21 protein-coding genes and 5 tRNA genes are annotated in these 24,760 nt (G+C 55.2%); 13 read left to right on the plus strand and 13 right to left on the minus strand.

Translation table 11 applies throughout. The features are described from left to right. Positions 1-70 precede the first annotated feature (70 nt). From ffh to trmD, 8 genes are all read left to right on the plus strand, one after another. The gene (gene ffh / locus BHAP_RS05030) at positions 71-1,714 is read left to right on the plus strand and encodes a signal recognition particle protein (RefSeq protein WP_094729648.1); all 1,644 of its coding nucleotides are present in this window, start codon (positions 71-73) and stop codon (positions 1,712-1,714) included. Positions 1,715-1,720: 6 nt separating this feature from the next. Next, positions 1,721-2,848, plus strand: a complete 1,128-nt coding sequence (locus BHAP_RS05035) for an endonuclease/exonuclease/phosphatase family protein (RefSeq protein ID WP_094729649.1) — start codon at positions 1,721-1,723, stop codon at positions 2,846-2,848. Between the two features lie 167 nt (positions 2,849-3,015). Next, a complete protein-coding gene (rpsP, locus tag BHAP_RS05040) occupies positions 3,016-3,471 on the plus strand; it encodes a 30S ribosomal protein S16 (protein WP_094729650.1) in 456 nt (151 codons plus the stop codon). Between the two features lie 2 nt (positions 3,472-3,473). Next, entirely contained in the window at positions 3,474-3,707 is a 234-nt protein-coding gene (locus BHAP_RS05045) for an RNA-binding protein (protein WP_094729693.1), read from the plus strand. Between the two features lie 8 nt (positions 3,708-3,715). Then, complete coding sequence (gene rimM, locus BHAP_RS05050) at positions 3,716-4,336, plus strand: ribosome maturation factor RimM (protein WP_094729694.1); 621 nt, start codon at positions 3,716-3,718, stop codon at positions 4,334-4,336. Between the two features lie 62 nt (positions 4,337-4,398). Further along, positions 4,399-6,204, plus strand: coding sequence for an ABC transporter ATP-binding protein (locus tag BHAP_RS05055; protein WP_094729651.1), 1,806 nt, complete (start codon positions 4,399-4,401; stop codon positions 6,202-6,204). Beyond that, on the plus strand, positions 6,197-8,032 hold the full coding sequence (locus tag BHAP_RS05060) for an ABC transporter ATP-binding protein (RefSeq protein WP_211279689.1): 1,836 nt from the start codon (positions 6,197-6,199) through the stop codon (positions 8,030-8,032). Before BHAP_RS05055 ends, BHAP_RS05060 begins: the two co-directional genes overlap by 8 nt. 53 nt (positions 8,033-8,085) lie before the next feature. Then, on the plus strand, positions 8,086-8,922 hold the full coding sequence (trmD, locus tag BHAP_RS05065) for a tRNA (guanosine(37)-N1)-methyltransferase TrmD (protein ID WP_094729652.1): 837 nt from the start codon (positions 8,086-8,088) through the stop codon (positions 8,920-8,922). Positions 8,923-9,035: 113 nt separating this feature from the next. On the opposite strand, the gene BHAP_RS05070 is transcribed toward trmD, so the two are convergent. The 4 genes from BHAP_RS05070 to rpmB all read right to left on the minus strand — a co-directional run bounded on the left by BHAP_RS05070 (position 9,036) and on the right by rpmB (position 13,466). After that, the gene (locus BHAP_RS05070) at positions 9,036-9,638 is read right to left on the minus strand and encodes a nitroreductase family protein (protein WP_094729653.1); all 603 of its coding nucleotides are present in this window, start codon (positions 9,636-9,638) and stop codon (positions 9,036-9,038) included. Positions 9,639-9,823: 185 nt separating this feature from the next. Continuing rightward, positions 9,824-10,429: a 16S rRNA (guanine(966)-N(2))-methyltransferase RsmD gene (gene rsmD / locus BHAP_RS05075; protein WP_094729654.1), complete on the minus strand. Its 606-nt coding sequence runs from the start codon at positions 10,427-10,429 to the stop codon at positions 9,824-9,826. Positions 10,430-10,466: 37 nt separating this feature from the next. Next, on the minus strand, positions 10,467-12,902 hold the full coding sequence (locus tag BHAP_RS05080; protein WP_094729655.1) for an ATP-dependent DNA helicase RecG: 2,436 nt from the start codon (positions 12,900-12,902) through the stop codon (positions 10,467-10,469). A 369-nt stretch (positions 12,903-13,271) separates the two neighbouring features. Then, positions 13,272-13,466, minus strand: coding sequence for a 50S ribosomal protein L28 (gene rpmB, locus BHAP_RS05085; protein ID WP_033518842.1), 195 nt, complete (start codon positions 13,464-13,466; stop codon positions 13,272-13,274). Positions 13,467-13,704: 238 nt separating this feature from the next. On the opposite strand from rpmB, the gene BHAP_RS05090 reads away from it, so the two are divergent. The 3 genes from BHAP_RS05090 to BHAP_RS05100 all read left to right on the plus strand — a co-directional run bounded on the left by BHAP_RS05090 (position 13,705) and on the right by BHAP_RS05100 (position 16,710). Further along, on the plus strand, positions 13,705-14,778 hold the full coding sequence (locus BHAP_RS05090) for a PfkB family carbohydrate kinase (protein WP_094729656.1): 1,074 nt from the start codon (positions 13,705-13,707) through the stop codon (positions 14,776-14,778). A 61-nt stretch (positions 14,779-14,839) separates the two neighbouring features. Further along, on the plus strand, positions 14,840-16,120 hold the full coding sequence (locus BHAP_RS05095; RefSeq protein WP_094729657.1) for an MFS transporter: 1,281 nt from the start codon (positions 14,840-14,842) through the stop codon (positions 16,118-16,120). A 224-nt stretch (positions 16,121-16,344) separates the two neighbouring features. Next, complete coding sequence (locus tag BHAP_RS05100; RefSeq protein WP_094729658.1) at positions 16,345-16,710, plus strand: VOC family protein; 366 nt, start codon at positions 16,345-16,347, stop codon at positions 16,708-16,710. 1 nt (position 16,711) lies between these two features. On the opposite strand, the gene BHAP_RS05105 is transcribed toward BHAP_RS05100, so the two are convergent. The 5 genes from BHAP_RS05105 to BHAP_RS05125 all read right to left on the minus strand — a co-directional run bounded on the left by BHAP_RS05105 (position 16,712) and on the right by BHAP_RS05125 (position 18,158). Further along, on the minus strand, positions 16,712-17,449 hold the full coding sequence (locus BHAP_RS05105; RefSeq protein WP_158216436.1) for a class I SAM-dependent methyltransferase: 738 nt from the start codon (positions 17,447-17,449) through the stop codon (positions 16,712-16,714). Positions 17,450-17,739: 290 nt separating this feature from the next. Beyond that, positions 17,740-17,812, minus strand: a tRNA-Ala gene (locus BHAP_RS05110). Between the two features lie 17 nt (positions 17,813-17,829). Beyond that, a tRNA-Val gene (locus tag BHAP_RS05115) sits at positions 17,830-17,902 on the minus strand. Positions 17,903-17,964: 62 nt separating this feature from the next. Further along, positions 17,965-18,036 (minus strand) — tRNA-Val (locus tag BHAP_RS05120). 49 nt (positions 18,037-18,085) lie between these two features. Beyond that, positions 18,086-18,158, minus strand: a tRNA-Gly gene (locus BHAP_RS05125). Positions 18,159-18,475: 317 nt separating this feature from the next. Between BHAP_RS05125 and BHAP_RS05130 the strand changes: the two genes are divergently transcribed. Continuing rightward, entirely contained in the window at positions 18,476-19,675 is a 1,200-nt protein-coding gene (locus BHAP_RS05130) for a DUF2974 domain-containing protein (RefSeq protein ID WP_094729660.1), read from the plus strand. 207 nt (positions 19,676-19,882) lie between these two features. Here the strand turns inward: BHAP_RS05130 and BHAP_RS05135 are convergent. The 4 genes from BHAP_RS05135 to BHAP_RS05150 form a co-directional block, all read right to left on the minus strand. After that, positions 19,883-19,956, minus strand: a tRNA-Lys gene (locus BHAP_RS05135). Between the two features lie 110 nt (positions 19,957-20,066). After that, complete coding sequence (locus BHAP_RS05140) at positions 20,067-20,894, minus strand: ABC transporter permease subunit (RefSeq protein ID WP_094729661.1); 828 nt, start codon at positions 20,892-20,894, stop codon at positions 20,067-20,069. 95 nt (positions 20,895-20,989) lie between these two features. Beyond that, entirely contained in the window at positions 20,990-21,799 is an 810-nt protein-coding gene (locus BHAP_RS05145) for an ABC transporter permease (protein ID WP_094729662.1), read from the minus strand. After that, complete coding sequence (locus BHAP_RS05150; RefSeq protein WP_244569308.1) at positions 21,796-22,968, minus strand: ABC transporter ATP-binding protein; 1,173 nt, start codon at positions 22,966-22,968, stop codon at positions 21,796-21,798. Before BHAP_RS05150 ends, BHAP_RS05145 begins: the two co-directional genes overlap by 4 nt. Positions 22,969-23,323: 355 nt before the next feature. On the opposite strand from BHAP_RS05150, the gene BHAP_RS05155 reads away from it, so the two are divergent. Then, positions 23,324-24,721: an MDR family MFS transporter gene (locus BHAP_RS05155; RefSeq protein WP_094729663.1), complete on the plus strand. Its 1,398-nt coding sequence runs from the start codon at positions 23,324-23,326 to the stop codon at positions 24,719-24,721. Positions 24,722-24,760 lie beyond the last annotated feature (39 nt).

Consider the following 24,760-nt stretch of genomic DNA (forward strand, 5'->3'; position numbering starts at 1 on the left):
AGCCGTTCCGTTGGTGCGACTACCCTCGCTCACGCCCTTTTCAGGCCCCACGGCTAGACTAGTGCGCATTATGGCAGCATTTAGTTCTTTAACAGACCGTCTCTCAAATGCGTTTAAGCATTTGAAGAGCAAAGGCAAACTTTCTGAGGCTGATATCGACGGCACAATCCGCGAAATCCGCCGTGCACTGCTTGACGCCGATGTGGCGCTTGAAGTCGTGCGCTCGTTCACTGCTCGCGTACGTGAGCGTGCGCTGGGCACTGAAGTATCCGAAGCGTTGAACCCAGCGCAGCAGGTCGTCAAAATCGTCAACGACGAGTTGACCGACATTCTCGGCGCCGGTGTTGATCGTCCGCTTAACTTTGCGAAGAATCCGCCGACGATCATCATGCTCGCCGGCTTGCAGGGCGCTGGTAAAACCACGCTCGCCGGCAAGCTCGGCTATTGGCTGAAGGACGCCGGTCATACGCCGCTCTTGGTTGCAGCTGATTTGCAGCGTCCGAACGCCGTCACGCAGCTGCAAGTCGTGGGCGAACGCGCTGGCGTGCCCGTGTACGCACCGGAAAAAGGCGTGCAGTCTGACGGTGGCGACGCAGTATCCGCTCCGGGCCAGACCAGTGGCGACCCGGTAAAAGTGGCGCGCGATTCGATCGCGTTTGCTAAGCAGAAGCTGTACGACACGGTGATTATCGATACCGCTGGTCGTCTCGGCGTAGATGAAGAGCTCATGAAGCAGGCGCGCGATATTCGCGATGCCGTTCAGCCGAATGAAATTCTGTTCGTGATCGATGCGATGATCGGTCAGGATGCGGTCAAGACCGCGCAAGCGTTCGATGAAGGCGTTGATTTCACTGGCGTCGTGCTTTCAAAGCTCGATGGTGATGCGCGTGGTGGTGCGGCTCTGTCGGTGGCGAGCGTGACTGGCAAGCCGATTCTGTTCGCCTCGAACGGCGAAGGCTTGAAGGATTTCGAGGTTTTCCACCCGGATCGTATGGCCTCGCGTATTCTCGATATGGGCGATATTCTGACCCTGATCGAGCAAGCCCAAAAACAGTTCGATGAAGATAAAGCTCGTGAAGCGGCCGCGAAGATGGCTGAGGGCGAGTTCGGTCTTGATGATTTTCTTGAGCAGTTGCAGCAGGTTCGTAAACTTGGTTCGATGAAGTCACTACTCGGGATGATTCCGGGTATGGCTGCTCATCGCAAAGAGCTAGAACAGTTTGACGAACGTGAAATCGACCGTACTGAAGCGATTATTCGTTCGATGACACCAGCCGAGCGTCGCAACCCGAAGATTATCGACGGTTCTCGTCGCGCACGTATCGCCTATGGTTCAGGTAACACTGTTTCCGCAGTAAACGCATTACTGCAGCGCTTTGATCAGGCTGCGAAGATGATGAAGCGCATGTCCAGCAAGGCTGGCATGGGTGGCGTACCTGGCTTCGGCGGTCCTGCTATGGGCGGCGGTAAGAAGAACGGTAAGAAGAGCAAGAAGAAGTTCAAGTCCGGTAACCCGATGAAGCGTGAGGCTGAAGAAAAAGCATTGCGCGATAAGCTCGCTGGCAAGTCGTCTAGCGGCACGTCGGGCGGTTCGGCGTTCGCCAAGAAGCCACAGAATCCGGCACTTCCAGCCGGCTTGCAGCAGGCTCTTGATGCAAACGGTGGCGAATTGCCCCCGAACTTCGGCGGCGGACTGAGCGGTCTTCTCGGCTGAGTACGTATGTTTTGGTTCTTATGGACTGTCGTGCTCGTATGCGCACTGTGGGCCGCGCTGAGCTTACTACCAGCAGGCGCGGACGCGCATATGCCGTTACCATATCTCATCGCGTTAGTACCGCTTTTATGGGTGCCTACGATTGCCGTCGCTGTGACGGCAATCGTCATGCGCGAATGGGGACTCTTATGCGGTGCGATTGCAGCTGGCCTGTTATCGCAGATGCATGAGGCTGGATACTGGACTAATTATTCGCTGAATCGTAGTATTTTGCAGCTGGTGCAGCGCTCGTCAACGCCAAGCAAAACGCCAGCTCATCGTCAGCCGACTACTGCTGAACTACTTGCAACCATCCGTGAAACACGTCGTGAAACAGATATTACGGCGCGTGAAACAGCCAACGACGTACTATCCGAACGCACCTCAGCAGCCGCAACTATCAACGTGATGACACTTAACTGTCGTTACGGTCGCGCGGATGCCAAGTCTATCGTTGCGATGGTATTGAGTCGCAATATCACTGTGCTCGCACTGCAAGAGCTCACCCACGAACTCGTGCAAGACCTCAACGATAACGGACTTGATCTCCTGCTGCCCTATCATCAACTCGGCGAAGATCGCAGTGACCAAGACAACGGCGGTTTTAACGGTATCTGGATTCGCGTCGATCCTCAATCAAGCGAACAATCTTCCGTGTCGATTGACGCAGCAGACGTACCGTCTATCACGATTCCTGTTGACGCGACGCGAGATATTACGTTTGCGTCCGCACATCCGAAGTCACCGATGCGCGGCACACATGCGTGGTCTGCTGGCATTATGGGACTTAAGGATCTGGCTGCTGTTCAGAGCAACGCTGAGCATGGCAATCGTGATATCACGGTCATACTCGGTGATCTCAACTCCAGCATGGCGCATCCAAGTTTCCGAGCGTTATTAAAGTCCGGTTTTATTGATGCGAACATCAGTGTCAGTCAAGGTGCGCAGCGCACGTTCCCCAGCTGGTTGCCGTGGCCGCGCATTGTCCTCGATCATGTGATCGCCACTACGGGTGTTACGTTCACTGACGTCAAGTCAACCGTGATCGAACACACTGATCATCTCGCACTCACCGCCACGCTCACGATTCGCTGAATACACAGCGTGTCGCGCGATCTACCCCTGTGCGCTATAATAGCCCGGTTATTCACGATGGACGGTGCCCTCTACTCCCGGCTGTCGTGAGGAACACGTGGGCTCGGCGAGCTGCGCCCCACAATGCAAACCGAAACCACACCCCGAGTATTACAAGGAGAGCCATTTTGGCAACCAAGATTCGTCTGAAGCGCATGGGTAAGAAGTTCTACGCGTTCTACCGCGTAGTCATCATGGATTCGCGCACCAAGCGCGATGGCCGTGCCATCGAAGAGATCGGTACGTACAACCCGAACACCCAGCCTTCGACCATCGACATTAAGTCTGACCGCGCTCAGTACTGGCTCGGCGTTGGCGCCCAGCCGACCGAGCAGGTGCTGAACCTGCTCAAGATCACCGGTGACTGGCAGAAGTTCAAGGGTCTTGACGGTGCTGAAGGCACCCTGAAGACCGCTGCTGCTGGCCCGGATGCCGCTGCTCGCGTTGCAGCCGTTGAGAACGAAGCTCAGAAGCTGAAGGCTGCTAAGTCTGAGGCTGCTGCAAAGGCTAAGGCTGAGGCCGAAGCTGCTGCCGCTGCTGAAGAAGCGCCGGCTGCCGCTGCTGAGGAAGCGCAGGCTGAGTGATTATGCTCGCACAGGCTGTGGAACACCTTATTAAGAACATCGTCGATTTTCCTGACGATGTCTCGGTTAAGTCCCATGAGAATCCGCGCGGCGAACTTCTTCGCGTGCGTGTGAATCCTGAGGATATTGGCCGCGTGATCGGTCGCAACGGCCGGACCGCGAATGCGATTCGTACCGTGATTCAGGCGTTGTCTGATCACAAGGTGCGCGTTGACATTATGGACGTGCGCAGGTGAACCCCGACGTGGTGCGTGAACAACACTCCGATGACCCTCAGCAGCTTGACCTGCTGAGGGTCTGTCGTATCGGACGCGCTCAGGGGCTCAAAGGCGAAGTGAACGTCTACAGCTTTACGGACGAACCGGAATACCGGTTCGCTCCCGGTTCCGTACTGTACTCACGCGATGGCGAAACTGAGTACATTGTGGAACGTTCCCGTTCTGTCAAAGCTCGTTGGATTCTCAAGCTTGAAGGCATCGATACGCGCGACGATTCAGAAGCGCTTAACGGTATCGAATTGTTCGGCGAGGCTGATGACCCGGATGAGATGCTTGAGGATGATGCGTGGTATCCGAAGGATCTGATCGGCTTGGAAGTTCGTTTGGCTGAGCATAACGGACTCGGACTGCCGGATGGTCAGGTCGTGGGCACTGTCGTGGACGTGCTTGACGGATTCCAATCGTTACTGAAAGTACGGCTTGAGCATCCTGTGCGCGATGCTGCCACTGGCGAAGTGACTGAGTCTTCTGCGCTGGTGCCATTCGTGGATGAGATTGTGCCCGATATTGATCTCGATGAGCAGTATCTGACCATCGATCCGCCGGGCGGTCTGATTCCAGGACTAGCTCAAGGTTCGGAATCCTAATTAGCATATCTCGGCTCGCACAGCACAGGGTATAGTATCGTCTTACCTAACGGGAGGCGATCATGCGACTCATATTCCATTATGTCCGGCGGCACTGGGTTATGGCACTCACTGCCGCCGGATTTTTGCTTATCGAAACGATTGGCGATCTTCTACAGCCGACCTTGATGTCGATGATCGTCGATCAAGGCGTGGTCCATGCGGATGTTGGCGTGGTATTGCGTTGGGGTGCACTCATGCTCGCTGTCGCCCTCATTGGCGCAGGTGCGGCTGCTATGCGCAATATTTACGCGTCGCGCGCCTCGCAGCTTATCGGCCGTGATATTCGATCCGACACTTATCGCAAAGTCATGGCACTCGGATTCGACACAGTAGACCGACTCCAACCTGGCGCGATTATTACGCGCATCACAAATGATGTGGTGCAAATCCAAAATTTTGCACAGGGACTTATGCGCATTATGCTCAAAGCTCCCATCACCTGTGTGGGCGCAATCGCACTGATTATCATTCAAATTCCTGAGCAGACGCCGACCGTAGCAGTCATTTTGATCATCGCCGCGCTGCTGATCTGGGCGAATATGCACTTGAGTTTCCCTCGATTCCTACGTGTGCAGCGCGCGCTCGACCGACTCGGTATCGTCAGTCGTGAGTTCTTGCGTTCAATTCGCGTTGTCAAAGCGTTCGTGATGGAACACGCCGAACGTGCTCGATTTGGTGCGGCAGCACGCGGATTCGCAGATGCGAATGTCTCTGCAACACGCGTCAACGCTACGTTCGGTCCGCTGATTAACTTGAGTGTCAATATGGGCATTGTCGCCATGTTGTGGTTGTCACGATCGCAGCATGCGGCACAGATCGGCGCGCTTATGGCGTCCATGAACTATATGACGCAAGTCTTGTTCGCGCTGAATCGCGTGTCGATGATCGTCAATTCAGCCACGCGAGCGAGCGCATCGGCCGCGCGCATCAAAGAAATATTCGACTGTCCAAACGAGTTCGCATCCGCAACATCTTCCCACGAGTCCGACTCGAAAGATCGCAATGATGTGATGTTGCCGACGTCATCATCTGCTGTCACCTTGCACAACGTGACGTTCACGTACGAACAGTCCGCAGTTCCAGCTTTGCGTGACATAACGTTCACGATGGCGCGCGGCGCAACGCTCGGTATCATCGGACCAACTGGCTCCGGTAAATCAACGCTCGTATCGTTGATCGCGCGACTGTACGATCCACAGTCTGGCACGGTTATGATCAACGGACGAAACGCACGCGAATGGGATGTGGATGAGCTGCGCGCGCAGATCGCGCTTGTTTCGCAGCAGCCGGTATTGTTTACCGGTACGATTCGGTCGAATTTGCAGTGGGGTGATCCGCAAGCGGACGCCGAACGTATTCGCCGCGCGGCTCATCTCGCGTGTGCCGACGAGTTTATCGAGACCTTGCCCGGCGGCTATGATGCGCGCGTGGGCCAGGGAGGCGTGAACTTGTCAGGTGGGCAAAAGCAGCGCATTAATCTTGCTCGCGCACTGGTACGCAACCCACACATTCTTATTCTCGACGATTGCACGAGCGCGCTTGATGCGGTTACTGAGCACGAGGTGCTTGCGAATTTGCGTTCGCTGACCGCTGCAAGTCCGAACGCAACTTCTACTTCGACGGCTGCTGCGGCACCGGCTCAGCCAAACCACTTGAGCGTCATTATTATTTCGCAACGTATCACTACCGTACGCACGGCCGATCGCATCATCGTCATGGATAACGGTCATATCGCCGGCATCGGCACGCACAACGAACTCATGCGCACATGCGAGCTCTGCCAAGCGATCAGCGCGTCTCAGTTGGGAGGTGACCGGCATGAGTGACTCCCCCGCGCAATCGGCTGCACAACCTAGCGCAACGTTCGATCGCCGCGCAACCGGACCGCAGTTCGGCGGCGGCATGGCTCGCCGAGGCGCACCTGTCGTCAAACCGCACGACATGCACGGCACATTGCGCCGGCTGCTTGACGTCACGCGCGGTCACCGTCGTGGTCTCGGTCGCGTATTCGCACTTTCCGGGCTGGGCGCCGCCTCGTCGGTGCTCTCGCCGTTGCTCATCGGTATGGTCATCGACCATATTTCCGCTCGCACGTCAGTTGTATTCGTGCTCGCACTGCTCGCCGGACTGTATGTGGCCGATTGGCTGATTGATTTTGGCAAACAGTGGATGATGGCTGCGGTCGGCCAGCGTATCGTGCTGCATTTGCGGCTTTCGCTGTTCGAGGCGATGGAACGCTTGCCGTTGCGATTCTTTGACCGGCATCAGCATGGCGAGCTCATGAGCAGACTCACGAACGACGTGGACAATATCAGCTCCACAATTTCTGACTCACTCGCACAACTTATGGTGTACGCGTTTACGATTGTCGGCACGCTCGTATGCATGCTCTGGCTGAGCGTGCCGCTGACGGCAGTGTCATTGGTTTCGGTGATGCTGGTGCTGCTACTCGCACGCACGGTAACACGACGCACGCGACCTCTGTTTGCGACGCAACAGCGCGTGCTCGGCGAGCTCGACGGGCATGTGGAGGAAACAGTTTCCGGCTTGGCGACGGTGAAATCATATGGTCAAGAGCAGGCGATGATCGACGATTTCGAGCGGTTAAATGAGCGACTGTGCGTCACGGCGACGCGTGCGCAAACATGGTCGGGGTTTATGATGCCGCTGTCGAATGCGATCAATAATTTCGGCTTTCTTCTCGTTGCCGTGGTCAGCGGCGTGATGGCGGCGCGCGGAGCTATTGGCATCGGCGTGGTGTCAAGTTTTCTGCTCTATGTACGGCAGTTCTCGCGTCCGTTCGTCGACATTGCGAATATTTACAACACGTTCCAGACTGCAGTGGCTGGTGCGGAACGCATGTTTCAGATCATGGACGAGGAACCGGAACCTGCTGACCGAGCTGATGCCGTGTCGGTCGATCGTCCGAATGGCGAGATTGTATTCGATCATGTTTCGTTCGGATACGATCCCGATCACCCGGTGATTCACGATGTGTCATTGACGATTCCAGCCGGATCGCGCGTTGCGTTTGTTGGCCAGACCGGTTCCGGTAAAACAACGATGGTGAACCTCGTGACACGGTTCTACGATCCAGATGCTGGACGAATTTTGCTCGATGGGCGAGATTTACGCGATTATCAGATGACCAGTTTGCGGCATGCATTTGGGAGCGTATTGCAAGAGCCATCACTGTTTGAGGATACAGTTGCTGCGAATATTGCGTTCGGGCGGCCCGATGCAACACGCGATCAGATTCGTGATGCGGCGCGCGCAGCCGGCGCGGATGGGTTTATCGAGCGACTTGAAAACGGGTATGATACCGTACTCACTGGTGGCGGCAGTGCACTCAGTCAGGGCGAACGACAACTGCTCACGATTGCGCGAGCACTGCTTGCTGACGCGCCCATCGTGATTCTTGACGAAGCGACAAGTGCGGTCGATACGGTGACCGAACAATCGATTCGTCGCGCGATGATTCGCATGACATCAGGTCGCACGAGTATCGTGATCGCACATCGACTCTCCACGATTCGCGATTCCGATCTCATCGTTGTGTTCTCGCACGGGCGGATTGTCGAACAGGGCACGCACGAGTCGTTGATGGCCACAGGCGGCACCTACGCCCGCATGGTCGCCGATCAACGTGCGTAACACCCCGCCGTCTCAGCGTCGTCGTGCCAGCCCTCACGCTAGGCTAGGAGTTCATGAAGATCGACATCGTTTCTGTATTTCCCGAGTACTTCGACGTGCTGAACTTGAGTCTCTTCGGCAAAGCGCAAGCCAAGGGACTCGTCGAAGTGCACGCGCACAATCTACGCGACTGGACCCATGACGTGCATCATTCTGTGGACGACACCCCGGTTGGCGGGGGCGCCGGCATGGTGATGAAACCTGAAGTATGGGCTGAATGCCTTGATGAGTTGCTGGGATTAGACAGCAGCACTTCGGAATCGACAACCGAAGTTGATGATGTATCCACAGATAGCACGGCCGCTCCTGTACTCATCTTTCCAAATCCATCTGCGCCGCTGTTCACGCAGCGCGACGCAACGGAACTATCCCATGCCGATCATCTGCTGTTTGGATGCGGCCGTTACGAAGGCTACGATGCGCGCATTCCCGAGTATTATCGCGCGCAAGGTGTGGACGTGCGCGAGTATTCGATCGGCGATTATGTGCTCAACGGCGGCGAAGTTGCCGTATCCGTAATGCTGGAAGCGATTACACGTTTGCTGCCCGGTTTTATGGGTAACGCCGACTCCATCGTCGAAGAATCATATACCGGCGCCAATGCGCTGCTTGAACATCGGCAATATACGAAGCCGGCGCAGTGGCGCGGCATTAGCGTGCCCGACGTGCTGTTGTCTGGAGACCACGGCAAAGTTGACCGATTCCGCCGCGACGAAGCACTCGCACGAACGAACGAAATCCGCCCCGATCTTATCGAGCGACTGGATTGTGCATCACTTGACAAAGCTGACCGCAAAACTCTGATTGCCTTAGGTTGGGAGGTTTCAGGCCCCCACCCTCGGCGTCTCTAACTCGACATTATGGTTTGCGCTCCACACTGTTGCGCCACTCGAAATGCCTAATACGCTAAGTTCACGCGATGGCATCATAACGTTACAATGCCATCGCGTGAACTTTGACCTATTTACAGACCAAAAACCTTGACGCGAGCGTCGGCCGGCTGCTTGTCAACCGGGCCGGCAGGCTGAGCGACCGTACCGAACGGCATCTGCGCCTGTAGCTTCCAGCTTGCCGGCAGACCGAACTCAGCAATAACAGCCTCATCGATCAGCGGGTTGTAGTGCTGTAGCGACGCACCAAGACCCTTGTCTGCCAGTGCAGTCCACACGGCGAGCTGGAGCATGCCGGCAGCATCGCGTGCAAATCCCGGGAAGTTGGCGGCGTAGGCCGGAATGTTCTCCTGCAGGGACTTGGTCACGTCGGTATCGTCGTAGAACAGAACAGTGCCGTGGCCAGCAGCGAATGCGTTGATCTTGCCTTCGGTAGCCTTGAACTTCTCATCGTCATTGACAACCTTACGCAGGGTCTCCTTGACGATATCCCACAGCTTCTGGTTAGCATCACCGAACAGCACAACCGCGCGCTGCGGCTGCGAGTTGAATGCGCTCGGCACGGCTACGGTGACATCTTCAATCAGCTTGACGATTTCCTGATCGCTGATCGGCGATGCGCTAGTCAGTGCGTACTGCGAGCGACGGTTCTGCAGCTCCTCGACAAAGTTCGACATGATGATTCCTTTCATGCTGTGGAGACGACGCCAACTTATATCGCGTGACATCAGTTCACCATATATTCATCTGATATATTTCGATCTGAGATATATCACTCGAATATCACGATACGAGATACGCACGATACGCCACACCGATTTCGCGCTGAGAGGAATCAAATCGTCTACGCGCAAGCTCGCAACTACTGAGCCGAGTCAGGTGTGTTTTCCTCCGCTGATTCGATGTAGAACACAGCGGTTTCGCCGTAATCACGCCGCTCGCTGATACACCATCCAGCAGGAACAGTCGGCTCATCAGAGCGAGCTGAACGTTCGAGCACGATCAATGTATTGTCCTCCGCCATACCAGATTCAACCAAGTCGGCCAGCAGACTCACACAATCTTGTGTCGCAAATGCGTACGGTGGATCGATAAAAATCACGTCAAATGATTCAGCATGTCCAGATGCCGGCGCTACAAATCGTTCAGCTTTCGCTTTAATCACGCGCGCAGACATGTCAGCCTGCCACGAACGGTTATGCTTGAGCGTAGTCAATGTTTGAGCAATCAACGCAGCCGCCGGACCATTGGCTTCAACAGCAACAAGCGCACGAGCGCCACGACTCAACGCCTCAATGCCCAGCGCGCCAGTACCTGCGAACAGGTCAAGCACGCGGGCATCAGCGAGCACATCCCACGAGTCGAGACGCGAAAAAATCGCCTCTTTCGTGCGGTCGGTAGTGGGCCGTGTACCCGTTTTCGGCGTCGTCAACGCCACACCCTTAAATCGTCCAGAAATCACGCGCATGCCGTCTACTGTAGCGAGCAACGCCCCCAGATCACACTCACGACGATGTCAAAAACGTCTCATTACCCCGAGTAAAGTCAAGTACCGCGCCGGCAAGCTGTGTTTGACCAGCCAGCGTCGGATCGTCGTCGAGCAGCCGCGCCGCACGCTCACGCGCATCGGCAATCATCTTCGCATCCTTGACGACACGCAATAACTTCAGACTCGACACACCGCCAGACTGCGCGTCACCGAGCACATCACCTGCGCCGCGGAACTCCAGATCAGCCTGCGCAATCTTCGCACCGTCCAACGTGCCTTGAATCACGCTCAGTCGCTGTGCCGCCGGCGAATCCGGATCGGCACGCGAAATCAGGAACGCCCACGAATCCGTACCACCACGACCCACGCGACCGCGCAACTGGTGCAGCTGTGACAAGCCGTAACGATCGGCGTCAAAAATCACGATACAGCTTGCTTGCGGCACGTCCACACCAACTTCGATCACCGTAGTCGCCACCAGAATCGGCGTCTTGCCGCTCGCAAAATCAGCCATCACGCGCGCTTTAGTCTCATCATCGTCGCGCCCAGTCAACGTAGCGAACGAAATCCCCGCAAACTGTGGCAACGACGACAGTCGCGCGACAATCTCGCTAACCGAATGTAACGGCGGACGCTGCCGACCATCATCATCAGCCGCGGCAACAGCGTCACCAGCAGCTGTATTCCCAGCCCCACGACCGTCGGCCCTCATCGCGTCGGATTCAGCGTACACGTCAACGTCGTTATCCGCCGGCTCATCCGCATCAATGCGCGGGCACACCACGTACGCACGCTCCCCCGCGTCGAGACGCTGGCGAATATGCGCGAACATGCTCCCCATCGTGTGACCGTCAGCTTCAGGAACAATAAACGTACGAATCGGCTTGCGACCGCCAGGCAGTTCAGTCAACCATGAAATATCAAGGTCACCAAACCATGTCATAGCAGCTGTACGCGGGATTGGCGTCGCAGTCATCACCAACAGATGCGGCGTCTTCTCAGCTTTCGCGCGCAGTGATTCGCGCTGCTCCACGCCGAACCGATGCTGCTCGTCGATCACCACCAGCGCAAGATTTGGAGCTTGGAAGGTCTTAGAAAAAGCGGCGTGCGTAGCCACAATAATGCACGGCCGACCGCTGGCCGCTGCAGCGAGTGCGCGACGGCGAGCGGCGAGTTTCATACCACCAGTGAGCAAAATAACCGGAACGGCGGAGCTATCGGCAACATCAGTATTATCCGACAGACCGTCCAATTGATCAGTTCCAGCTAACCTAGCAACCATCGCACGTATCGTAGTCACATGCTGTTCCGCAAGCACTTGTGTAGGCGCCACCAGCACTGCTTGACGGCCAGAACCGACCGCTTGCAACATCGCAGCGAGCGCGACAATCGTTTTGCCAGAGCCGACCTCGCCTTGCAGGAGCCGCTGCATGGGATAGTTACGATTCATATCGACCGCAATATCGTCAATCACTTCACGTTGCCCATGTGTGAGCGCAAAAGGCAGTGACGAGATAAACGTATCGCGTAACGTCGTATCCGCGCACGGCTCGGCGACCGCATGATGTGCATCTCGACGCGCTTGTAGTAGCGCGGTCTGGCAGATAAACGCTTCTTCGTACCTCAACGTCTCAATACCGCGCGCAAAATCGGCGGTTGACTGCGGATTGTGGATCGCAGCGAACGCTTCGGCGCGGTGCATGAGCGAGCGCGCTTCGCGTACTGATTCGGGAACAATGTCGGCGATCGCGGGCGCAAAGGCTGCGGCAGATACAGTCAGCTCAGAGGACGCAACAGTTGACGTGTCGTTTTCGCCGGCAAGTGCATGCAGGAAACCGAGAATCGATTCGTGAATATGTTCACTAGAGATGCGCGATGTCGCATGGTAGACCGGGCGCGGTCGGCAAACGCGACGCAAGCCCTCGTCGACCGTATCCGCATCATATTTCAGCGACGACGAATCCGGTATAAACATGCCGCTCATACTGATATCATGGGCCGGCGCAACCGTCACAATCTCGGGATGTGTGAACTGCAGTTGACCGTTGTACTCGCTCGGCATGCCGCATACGACGATGCATGCGCCATCGCGAAGCCGCATGCTTAGCCAATCAACGTACTGTTTTTTATATGAGAAAAACGTGAGTCGTGCGAGCGCGCCGGCCACACCGCGTGTACGCGCGAAATCCGAATCGTCAGCAAGCGCTTCGAGACGGTAGCCGCGCCGCGTGTTCATCGGTATGACACGCACAGATCGAATGATTGCCGCAAACGCCATTGACTCGCCCTGTCGAGCTTCGCGAAGCGCTCGCGATGGTACCGGTTCGGTGACACGGAACGGGTAGTATGTTAGCGCGTCGCCGATCGATACGATACCTAACGATTTGAGCGCACCGACACGCCGCTTATTCGCCAGCAATGACGATATTGGGGTGTCTAGTGAAATGCTCATAACGTTCTATTGTGGTGAAACAAGCGGACTTTATGCCTGTGGCTCTGATCCTTTGCTACTGAGCCGTCCTCCTGCGCTGCACGCGTCACACGCACCACGTCCCGTTACACCCCGTCCCGTCCCGTCACGCACCACCCCATCACACCCCATCACACCCCATCACGCGTGGCAGAAAACGCTCACTGAGTGCCGCTCAGTGAGCGAAAACCGCCACGCACTCATGCGAGTGGCAGAAAATGCTCACTGAGCGGCACTCAGTGAGCATTTTCCGCCACTACACCAGCGCCAATATCCCCGCAACACGACACCACGCATAAGAAAACCCCGGCGTCTTGCGACTACCGGGGTTTACGCTTGCATTCTCGCGACTCACGCGGCCACACGCTGAACCTTGCCAGCCTTGAGGCACTTGACGCACACGCGAACGCGGACGTTTTCGCCGTCGATCGTGGTGCGAACCGGCTGCAGGTTCGGGCGGAAGGTGCGCTTATTGCGGATATGTGAGTGCGAAACGGTGAAACCGGTCTGCGGTCCCTTGCCGCACACTGCGCAACGAGCTGCCATAATGGACTCCCTATAGTATTCTTTGACTTGCAAGTCTTGTGTTCACACCATCCGTGTACCGTACAGCACGAACACACAACTTCACTACTATAGCGCATGCCGTCGGACAACGCAAAAACAAGCATAATCATACTTAGTATCTATTGCCGCGTTCAGCAAACGTACATACACTTGTTGTACAACGTGACTAATTAGGCGTGGCTCATGCGAGCTACCCATAGCAATCAAGGAGGATGCCATGCTCAGTCGAATCGGAGAGCGTGTTGCCGAGTTCACTCACGCCAACCAGTCCACCCAAGATTCTCCAGACTCCCACGCAGTAATATCGCTCGGCCACGTCTGGGTCGACATCATGATGGATGTCAATACCATCCCACAAGCCGGAGGATTTGCCGTATCCGACCACACCAACGCAACAGTCGGCGGCAGTTACCGCGTGCTGCAAGCCGCCGCACGCATGGGAGCGCCAGCCAAACACGCTGGCATCATCGGTACCGGCCCGTGGGCTACCATCGTGCGCGACGCACTTGCCGCCAACGGTATCGAGCACATCGGGCAAGATCGTCTCGATACCGATTCCGGATTCCGTCTCGTGCTCACCGACGAAGACCGTCGCAAAACATACATCGCCACGTATGGTGCAGAAGCGCAAGGCGACGACACTACATTCAACTGCGTAGAACCAGCCACCGGTGACGTGGTCCACATCAGCGGCAACACGTTAATGGATCACACTGCCGCCGGTGTCGACGAATTCATGCATCACGCCAGCAACGATCCTTTCGGACGTGACTTTACGATCGTCCTCAACCCAACCAATACGCTCTCACTCGTCAACGATCACTTGCTCGAAGATCTCGTCCTTGCGCGGCCGATCTGGTCATGCAACCGGCAGGAAGCGAATACGTTAGCCGATCGTCTCGGCATCTTGCGCAACGACGAAGCTTCACTGACCGTGGGCGGCGGCTTCGATCGCTCGATGGCCGAACTGTGCCGCGCGCTCGGCGAAACGTTGCGCGCACCTCTGGTCGTCCGCGCTGGCTCTCGTGGCGCGTGGGTGCGCACGCCAGGCGGTGAAGTCGTGCATGTGGAAGGATACCCGACAAAAGCAACACACACACGGTCAGCTGGCGCACCGCATACTGGTACGTTGTGTGCGATGCTGGCTCGCGGATGGTCGCTTATCGACGCGGTACAGATCGCAAACGCGGCAGCCTCGCTCGCGATTCAACGCTCGATTGGCGGCGTTCCTAGCTGCCCGTCGTATACGGATGCGATCGCGCTTGTCGACGCGAGCGAAAACTCACGATAATTCATCAGCCGTTCACCTGCGACCGTCTGCCGCGTCCATCACAGCACCGTACGATGGGGCTATGTCTGAACGCACAACTACGACGCCTGCAGCTCTCGCTGCATCCGCAAAGCTCACGTCTCGCGAGAAAAAATGGATCGTATACGATGTCGGTAACTCGGCGTTCGTGCTGTTGAGCACCGCCGTCATCCCAATTTACGCGAAATCGCTCATGCCGGCCGACGGTAACATCGTGTCGGCATGGGGGTATGCGCAGACGATCGCATCGCTAGTAATCGCACTGCTCATGCCACTGCTTGGGTCGATCGCCGACGTGCAAGGTATGAAAATCAAGTTCTTCCTCGGCTTCTTCGGCACCGGCGTGGTCATGTGCTGCGCAATGGCACTGCCGCTGACGTGGCTGCCGTTCTTGGTCGTGTACGTGCTTGCAACGATCGGTTTGAACGGTTCGCTCACGTTCTACGATTCAATGTTGATCGATACGACGACCAACGAACGTATGGATAAAGTGTCGTCGCACGGTTATGGCTGGGGTTATGTCGGCTCGACTGTACCGTTTATTATTTGCATTGCGCTGATTTTCGGCGGTCCGGCGATCTTTAACTGGTCGACGGTTGCGTGCACGCGTGCCGCGTTTGTGATTACCGCGATCTGGTGGGTGGCGTTTACTGTGCCGCTGCTGACGAGCTACACGCAGGTGCACTATCGTGCGACGCGGGAGCACGCGCATGAAGCGATTGCCGGCACGTTTACTGAGCTTGCTGGCACACTGCGCAAGCTGGTAAAAAATAAGCCGCTGTGGATGTTCATGATCGCGTTCTTCTTCTACATTGACGCGGTAAACACAGTAATTTCGATGAGCACGTCGTACGGTACGCAGCTTGGCATTGACTCGACGCAGCTCGTAGTGGCGCTACTGGTGACGCAGTTTGTTGCGTTCCCGTGCGCGATTTTATACGGCCGACTGGCAGGCCGTTTCGGTTGCAAGCCGATGATTGTGGCCGCAGTGATTGCCTATATGTGCATCGTGTTCTTCGCCGCGTTCTTCCTGCGCGCGGCTGTGGAATTCTGGATTTTGGCTATTTTGGTAGGTATGTTCCAAGGCGGTATTCAGGCGTTGTCACGCTCGTATTACGGCAAGATCATTCCTAAGGAGCACGCGAACGAGTATTACGGTTTGTACGATATCTTTGGCAAAACTGCGTCGATTTTGGGGACATTTTTGGTTGCGACTACGACGACCTTGACCGGCAATGCGTCGATTGGCGTGCTGTCGATTGCTATCCTGCTGGTGGTGGCGCTGGTGTTTTTGACACTGCAAAAGGACCCGACGCGGGGGTGATGGACTGAACTTGGTGCGCAGCGAATCATTCTCAATAAGAAAAGTGTGAGTCAAACGCACAATATCGCACAATCGCACATTACGAAAAGTGGCGAAATACTGGCGTTTTTGTGTATGGTATGTTCATTTCAACAAGGCCAATCCTCACACTTTTCTTATTGAGAATGATTCGCTGCGCACAGACAGCTATACTAGCAAATGACAACTAGCTAAAGGAGGCTGTCATGATCGATCATGTTGGTTTGTTTGTCAAAGATGCTAACGAACGCGCCGGTTTTTACGAACAACTGCTAGCACCGCTGGGCTATACAAAAGTGGCGGAGTTCCCGGGTGCAGTGTGCTTCGCAAATAAGGCAGACAACGATAGTGTCTGGCTGGAATCGCCAAAAGACGGCAACCCACTCGTGCCAACGCATTTAGCATTCCACGCGGCGAACGAGGATGTCGTTAAAGCGTTCCACGCAGCAGGGCTTGCCGCGGGTGGCGTAGATAATGGTCAGCCCGGTCCGCGTCCGAACTATAGTCCAACATATTATGCCGCGTTTATCCACGATCCTGACGGCAACAATATCGAGGCTTGCTTGCAGTAACTCACGCGACGTGTATCCATTCACTCGCGACCATCGTCACATTGTCGTCAGTCATAATGCCATCTACCGCGCGTGCGTCGAAAATTGCATCGACCCACGCGCGGTGTGACGGATACGCTGGATCGCTAGGTAACGGACTATGCGAATGCGAGTCCATATATGTGCGCCACGCATCGCGCGTGTAATGAATAGGATTCGCAAATCGACAAATTACCGGATGCGTGAAAAACGCTGCCGTTGTCTCACGAAAATGCCGCGCACTGATACCGATGTCAGGTGAGACAGCGGCAGTCTCACGCGATGTGCGCATCATCGCCGAGTCGAACGACGTACTGTTATATATCGATACCAGCAGGAACATATGGTTGCGAGCGATACGCGCGCACTCGGCAAGAAACGCATCATGATCAAACCAGTGCAACGCTTGCGCGCACGTTACAACATCCACGCTATTATCCGGCAAACCAGTGTGCGCTGCACTACCGTCGAGCACCGTGATGCGTGCAATGTCGCGCGTCGCATCAGTCAGCACACCACGCATATCAGCGTCCGGCTCGACAGCATACACCGCGTATCCCAGCTGAGCTAACGGTATCGTGAACTTGCCAGTGCCTGCACCAATATCCGCAACCGCGGCATCACGCGGCATGAGCGACGCAATATACTGTATCGCCTCATGAGGGTAGCCCGGACGCGCCTTGTCATACGCCTTCGCTTTACCATGAAACTGTGTCTGCATACTTGCCAGCATAGTCTGATAGGCCCCGACCTGACCGGTAAAACCGCCTTAGGCCGATGTGCGTGGCAGAAAACGCTCGCTTAGGCCATGCTCAGCGAGCGTTTTCTGCCACGCACCAGTAGTAGTGGCGGTTTTTGCTCGCTCAGACTACCGTCAGTGAGCGTTTTCTGCCACGCGGGAACGAGGACCGTGGTTAAGACCCACGTTTTGGGCCTTAACCTTGACCTTAACCCCGACACCGCGTGCGCTACCAACGCAAAAACCGGTCACATGGACCGGCTTTATTTAAGTGGAGCTAAGGGGATTCGAACCCCTGACCCTCTCCATGCCATGGAGATGCGCTACCAGCTGCGCTATAGCCCCGAAGCACATAATATGCGTGGGTGATGTAGGAATCGAACCTACGACCCCTTCCGTGTGAAGGAAGTGCGCTAGCCGCTGCGCCAATCACCCAGTCGCATCCGACCAGACTCGCGTCCGATCCGCGTTCATCAGCAATTACTCACCAATGATTGTGGGCGATACAAGATTCGAACTTGTGACCCCTTCCGTGTCAGGGAAGTGCGCTACCTCTGCGCCAACCGCCCGGGTCCGCATTCCTCACACACCACATAATTAGCGCGCAAGCAAAACGAGAGCGGACAACGGGACTCGAACCCGCGGTCTCAACCTTGGCAAGGTTGCGCTTTACCAACTAAGCTATGTCCGCAATTTGTCACCCCAAGGGCAACGAGTGAACAATTTACACCACTACATCCACGAACGCAAATCACCCACCAACGAGAATAGTGTAAATCCTTGGTATTACTGGAGACACGCCGTACTGCCATCACGGTCTTTTGAGACACATAGCTCCCCTAATCTAACCATCCATCACAAACCCGAAATCACACAGCAACACGCCAATTTCACACAAAACGTCGAACAAACCACATCGATTACCGTCCATTCGCTGCCAACATAATCATCATTCACTAAGATGCTTTAGTGAAGCCACAATCGGTTTCGCAACGAAAGAGGTGCGTCATGAGTAACATCGCCGACTATGCCCGCACCGAAACACGCAGCTTCGCAACCCTGCCATTGCGCGCCGCCGACGCGCTTGCACTAGCTATTCTCGTCTACGATGACGTACCAGACAGCGTCCCCAGTCTCGACACGCTACTTGAACGATACGGTACTTTTGGTGCGCGTTTACGGTCGGTATCGTGGCGACATCCAATCCGATCACTGCGCAACTTGCAGCATCCGCCGTTCGACGGTACGACTATCACGGCAGCCGATCGCGAACTGCACAACAATATGGTCATCAGCGACCACGATGTGAACGCAATCGGACTTGTCGATCCGCAACTCACCCACGACTTTTACCGCGCGTGCGCTGCTAATCCACGGTTCGCAAACATTGAAATGAGCGCCTATCGCGCGCGGTTCGATACGCAAACACAATTCGCTGCACTCACCTACCGGCTACCTGACGGTACGCTCGTCGTCGCATATCGCGGCACTGACGATTCGCTGGTCGGCTGGAAGGAAGATTTCAATATGTCCTTCCAGTATCCAGTACCCGCGCAAGTATCTGCAGCCGAGTATCTCACACAAGTGGCCGAACTGTGGGACGGTCCGATCGTGTTGACTGGTCACTCGAAAGGCGGCAATCTGGCTGTATATGCGGCAATGAACGTGAGCGATGACATACGCGATCGAGTGATGCGGATCTATTCGCTAGACGGCCCCGGTTTTCCCTCAGACGTGGTGCACGGATACGAATACAGCACAGTGAAGGACCGTATTGTAAAGATTGTGCCAGATTCGTCGATTATCGGCATGATTTTGGAGACTCCGGAACGTTGCACAGTAGTGAAGTCGAATGTTCAAGGCGTGATGCAGCATTTTTCGTTTTCATGGCAGATGTGCGGCGGCGAATTTGTGCAAGTGGAGGATTTGGCACATAGTTCGCGGCTGTTTAATGAGTCGCTGAACAAGTGGATGGCTGGATTGTCTCAGGAGCAGCGCGAGCACGCGGTGGATGCGTTATTCGCTGTATTGGAGGCCAGCGGCGCGAATAATATTGGCGATATGATGGCTGCCGGAGCGAAGGCAATTCCGGAAATGCTTGGCGCGTATGTGGGACTGAGCCCGGAGGATCGGCGCAATATCACGCAAGCGATGATGATTCTGCTGCCAGCCGCGTTGGCGCGCAACACGAAGGTGGGGCGGCGCTGAAATATGAAGAATACGCGTGGCGGTTTTCTCTCGCTGACGGTGGGCTCAGCGAGAGAAAACCGCCACACACTGACACGAGCCCGCCACACACCCAACACGAGTGGCAGAAAATGCTCACTGAGAAGCACTCAGTGAGCATTTTCTGCCACGACCCCGCACCAGTAACAAGAAAGCCCCGACCGGGGACCGGTCGAGGCTTTCAGAGGGTGCCCCCGCAGGGATTCGAACCCTGGACACGCTGATTAAGAGTCAGCTGCTCTAACCAACTGAGCTACAGGGGCAAGGCTCAGTCGCTGCCATGTTTCATGCAACAGATGGCTAATATACTCCCATTCCCACACAACGCAACCACCGGCGTGTCGTATTCATCACATGCAGACAATCAGCTCCATCATTCCACACTCAAATCACGCCGGCAGAACGCATAAAACGCACTCATCACACCAATCACCACGATCACTGCAGTCAGCGCAGCAAACGGTAACGGCATCGTATCACCCCGTATCACCTCACCCGGCGTAACGTAACGAAACGGCGACAATATGCGAGCTACAACCGACGCATCATGATCAGAAAACATGTCATACACTACGCCCGCACCGTACGCCACTATCACCGCCCCATTGCCAATAGCTGCACCGCGTTCAGGACGCGCGCATACAGCCGCCGCACACGCACCGATCGCACCAAATATCAGCATCATCACCAGCAGCCACAGTGAAAATCGCCACACCACCGTCGCACCATCTGCAGGAGCGTTCTTCAGTAATCGCAAGCATGCGATTGACGAGACGAGATTAACCACCGCAATAGCAACCATGTCAAGCAATGCGGCAGTAAATTTTGCGATCAGAATACTGCCACGCGTCACCGGGCGCACGAACAGGAACTCGTATGTACCGTCCACGACCTCACGCGATACTGCATTGCGCGCGAATGCGACTGCGATCACTGCAACCATGATGCCTGTGTAGAATTCGAGCACCGCATAGTATCCAGCGAATGTTGACATATCGAGGTCTGCGATACCCATGACAGCGAGCGCTACTTTAGGAAATGCGTCGGTCAGCGCGCGTACTGATTCGGGATCGCCGGCAGCAATACCTTCGAATTTCATCACGCCAGCGATATTAAACAGTACGATCACAGCGCTCCAGCCGAGCAGCAATTTGACGTTAGCTCGCAGCTCACGCATAGCGATGGAAACCATGATGTTCATCGCGTTTCGTCCCTTCTCACAAAACTTGCGTTTACAGCAATGTTCCAATAGCCAACACAGACAGGCTTAGTCTCATCAGACAGATGCATACCACATCACACAGCATTCACATCACGTCTCACATACACTAATGCGCCCACGATCAAACAGATCAAGGTAACCACAACTGCAAGCGCGATGTAACCAGCCTCGTACCGCCCGTGCGTGAGTACTTCATCAATATTGAACCATGTGAAAGGCGCAACGATGCGATACTTGTTGTCGCCAGTCATTTCCGGCAGTGATACCAGCATGAAACCGATGACACCAAATGCCGTAGCGATGCCTGATACGCTGCGAACACGGCGCATCAGTACGGCTGTAAGCGTGCCGAAAGAGAAAAATAGTATTGCTACACCGAATAGCGAGCATGCAGCAAGGAGCAGTCGCGGCAAGGATATAGCCATCGCAGTAGCATCGTTGCGATATAGACCGTACAGTAGTCCGATAGTAGCAAGATAGAGCAGTATAGCAATCACCACTAGCGTGAGACCGGCAGCAAGTTTGGCAAGATACAGCTGCCTACGCGATATTGGCATAACAAACAAAAAATCAGTCGACTTTGACCGTTGTTCTCGACTAAAAATCGACAACCCCCACGCAGTGGCCATGATTGCCGTTATCAGCATGAGATACAACGAGCTGAATCGGTAGAACCCGCCGAACGAAAATATGTCGTTACTCACCCCGAACAGGGCGGCGAACTGCGGCGGAAATCCAGCGATAACTTGCTCAACACTCGCTTTGGAGCCGCGATAGATTGGATATGCACCCGCTAACAACAGCACAGTCACGACGAGCAAGGTGCCTGCGCCAAGAAGGAAAGCACGTAATTGCGTTTTTAGCTCGAATAGATAAACGTTCATTGCGCTGACCCCGATCGCAACGATGCGGAAAGTGGCGTAGATGCAGTGTCAGCCGATGACGATGTAGCGGATTTGCCAGCCGAGTCAGACACGTCAGTAGTCACAGCCGAACTATCTGAGCCAACTGCACCAGCGGAATCAGCTACACCAGTCGGCTGATAATAATGCATGAACACTTCTTCCAATGTCGGTTCAGCAATCTCAATGTCCGCGAGCGTCAAGTTAGCGAGCGCAGCGACGAGCGCATTGCAGTCACCCTCGTACAAAAATGATACGGACGAAACCGCAGTATGAGCAGCAGCGTCGTCACCACTCACACCATCCACAGTCAGCGAACGTACGCCTGTCATGGCCGTCAACATGCGCCGCGCCATCGCAACGTTACTATTCGTTAGCGTAAGTGTCACTCGTTTCACTGCAGACTGTCGCAGCTGCGATACCGATTGCACCGCAACGATGCGACCGTCGCGAATAATTGCCACCCGATCGCAGATACGTTGCACTTCCGACAAAATATGCGACGAAAACAGTATCGTCGCACCACGCTGCTGTTCTTCGCGGATGATGTCAAAAAACGTGCGCTGCATCAGCGGATCGAGTCCACTGGTTGGCTCGTCGAGAATAATGAGACGCGGCTCGTGCATGAGTCCTTGCACGATGCCAACTTTTTTACGGTTGCCAAGCGACATGTCTTCGATTTTCTGGTTGAGATTAAGGTCGAGTCGCAATGCAAGTTCTTGAGCGCGGCGCGAACAGTCAACACGATAAAAGCTCGCCGCGTATTGCAACAGATCGCGAGCGCGCATACCGTCGTAATAATGCACTTCGCTAGGCAGGTAGCCTACCTGTTCGAGAATGCGCGTACGGTCGCGCACATAGTCGAGGCCAAGAATAGACGCGTCGCCGCTTGTAGCTCGGATGAGTCCAAGCAGTGTACGGATGGTGGTCGATTTACCTGCGCCGTTCGGTCCGATAAAACCGAAGATTTCGCCCTGTTGGACCGTGAGATTCACGTCTTCAATACCGCGTGCTTTGCCGTATCGTTTGGTCAAGTGATGCGTGCAAATTGCTGGGACTTGACGCTCACTCTTATGCAGACTTGTTTTCAGACTCGCTGATATGACAGCAGATGCGCCGATTGATGCAATATCGTCCATCGCAATCACCATGCTTTCTCGTACTTGATAGCGATTCACTCTTCGAGAGATGACCTAATCGATGACCTAACTGTCATGATAGATTTACGCGTTTCAACTGTCATATCATCCTTACGGATTCCTTATATCGACCCTAATACCAGTCTGATTGATTTGGCTACGTGGCGAACTAGGCGAACTATGTGGGTGTGAACTGTTCACGAATACGCGAAATTGCGGTTGTTCGTGAACAGCCCACACCCATATTGTGGCCGCATCCGACAACCGAAGTTGGAAGTCAGGCGCGCCTCAGTCCGGTCAGCATAATTACAATGACATGCGATGTGCCCGTTGAATTTGCACCCGATGTTCTAGGAGGTATGCACATATGACCTCGACTCGACACAACACAGCTGCCATGATCATCACGCTGATGATCGGCTCATTCGCCGCGGTTCTTAACCAAACCCTGATGATCTCCGCACTACCTACGCTCATGCACGAATTCAACGTACCCAGCAGCACCGTGCAATGGCTGACCACCGGGTTCATGCTCACCAACGGCATTATGATCCCGGTCACCGCGTTCCTCATTGAGACATTCACCACGCGCCAATTATTTGGTTACGCGATGGGTATGTTCTTCGTCGGCTCGCTGGCTTGCGCACTGGCGCCAAGCTTCGCGCTGCTGCTTGCCGGACGTATCTTACAAGCGTGCGGCGCCGGTGTGCTGATGACCTTACTGCAAACTGTATTATTCCGCGTTTACCCGCCCGAACGTCGCGGTCAAGCAATGGGCATGTTCGGCATGGTGATCGCATTCGCACCTGCAATCGGTCCCACAGTTTCCGGCCTATTGGTCGAATGGCTTAGCTGGCGTTGGATGTTCGCTATTCTTGTCGCACTCGCTGGCGGCGTGCTTGTTGCCGCATGGTTCACGGTGTATAACGTGGGAAATCCAACGCATCCGCATATTGACGTGCTGTCTGTGGTGTTGTCCACACTCGGTTTCGGAGGTGTGCTGTTTGGGTTCTCTGACGCTGGTAAAGCCGGTTGGACTAGCGCGACGGTGCTGATTTCTCTGGCAATCGGCGTGGTCGGGCTGGTATTGCTGATCACCCGGCAGTTGCGGCTCGATCAGCCGATGCTTGACTTCCGTATTTTTGCGATTCCAATGTTCTCTCTGTGCTTGACGGTTTCTGTGATTGGCTTCGCTTCATTTATTGGTATTGAAAATGTGCTGCCGCTGTATTTACAGAATGATCTTGGCGTTAATGCACTGGAGTCAGGACTGCTGATGATGCCGGGAGGTATCGTAATGGGCCTGCTCAATCCGGTGGCTGGTCGCTTGTATGACCGTATTGGTGGGCGGCCGATCGCCCTGATTGGTTTCAGTTTGCTCACCGTGGCCGCGGTGCTGCTCGCCACGATGAATGAGCACACGCCAGTATGGCAACCAGCACTGTATTTTACGGTGCTACTGGCTGGTTCCGCATTCAGTTCAATGCCGCTGGTCACCGCCGCACTGAATCAATTGCCCGGCAAGCGCATTCCGCACGGCACTGCGATGAACAATACAATGCGCCAGACCTCAGGTGCTATGGCTATTGCGCTACTTATCACCATCATGAACACGCACGCGGCGAGCGCCGTCCGATCCGGCATGGATGAGGCCGCAGCCTCTGCCGCTGGCATGCGCGCGTCGTTCCGCGATGTGGCTATTGTGTGCGCGGTCTGCCTCATTGCCTCTCTGTTCATCCACGACCGTAAACGTGATCAACAGTAAACGCATACTGCCACACCGACAACACATGGTCATAACACA

Source organism: Bifidobacterium hapali (assembly GCF_002259755.1).
Classification (GTDB): Bacteria; Actinomycetota; Actinomycetes; order Actinomycetales; family Bifidobacteriaceae; genus Bifidobacterium; species Bifidobacterium hapali.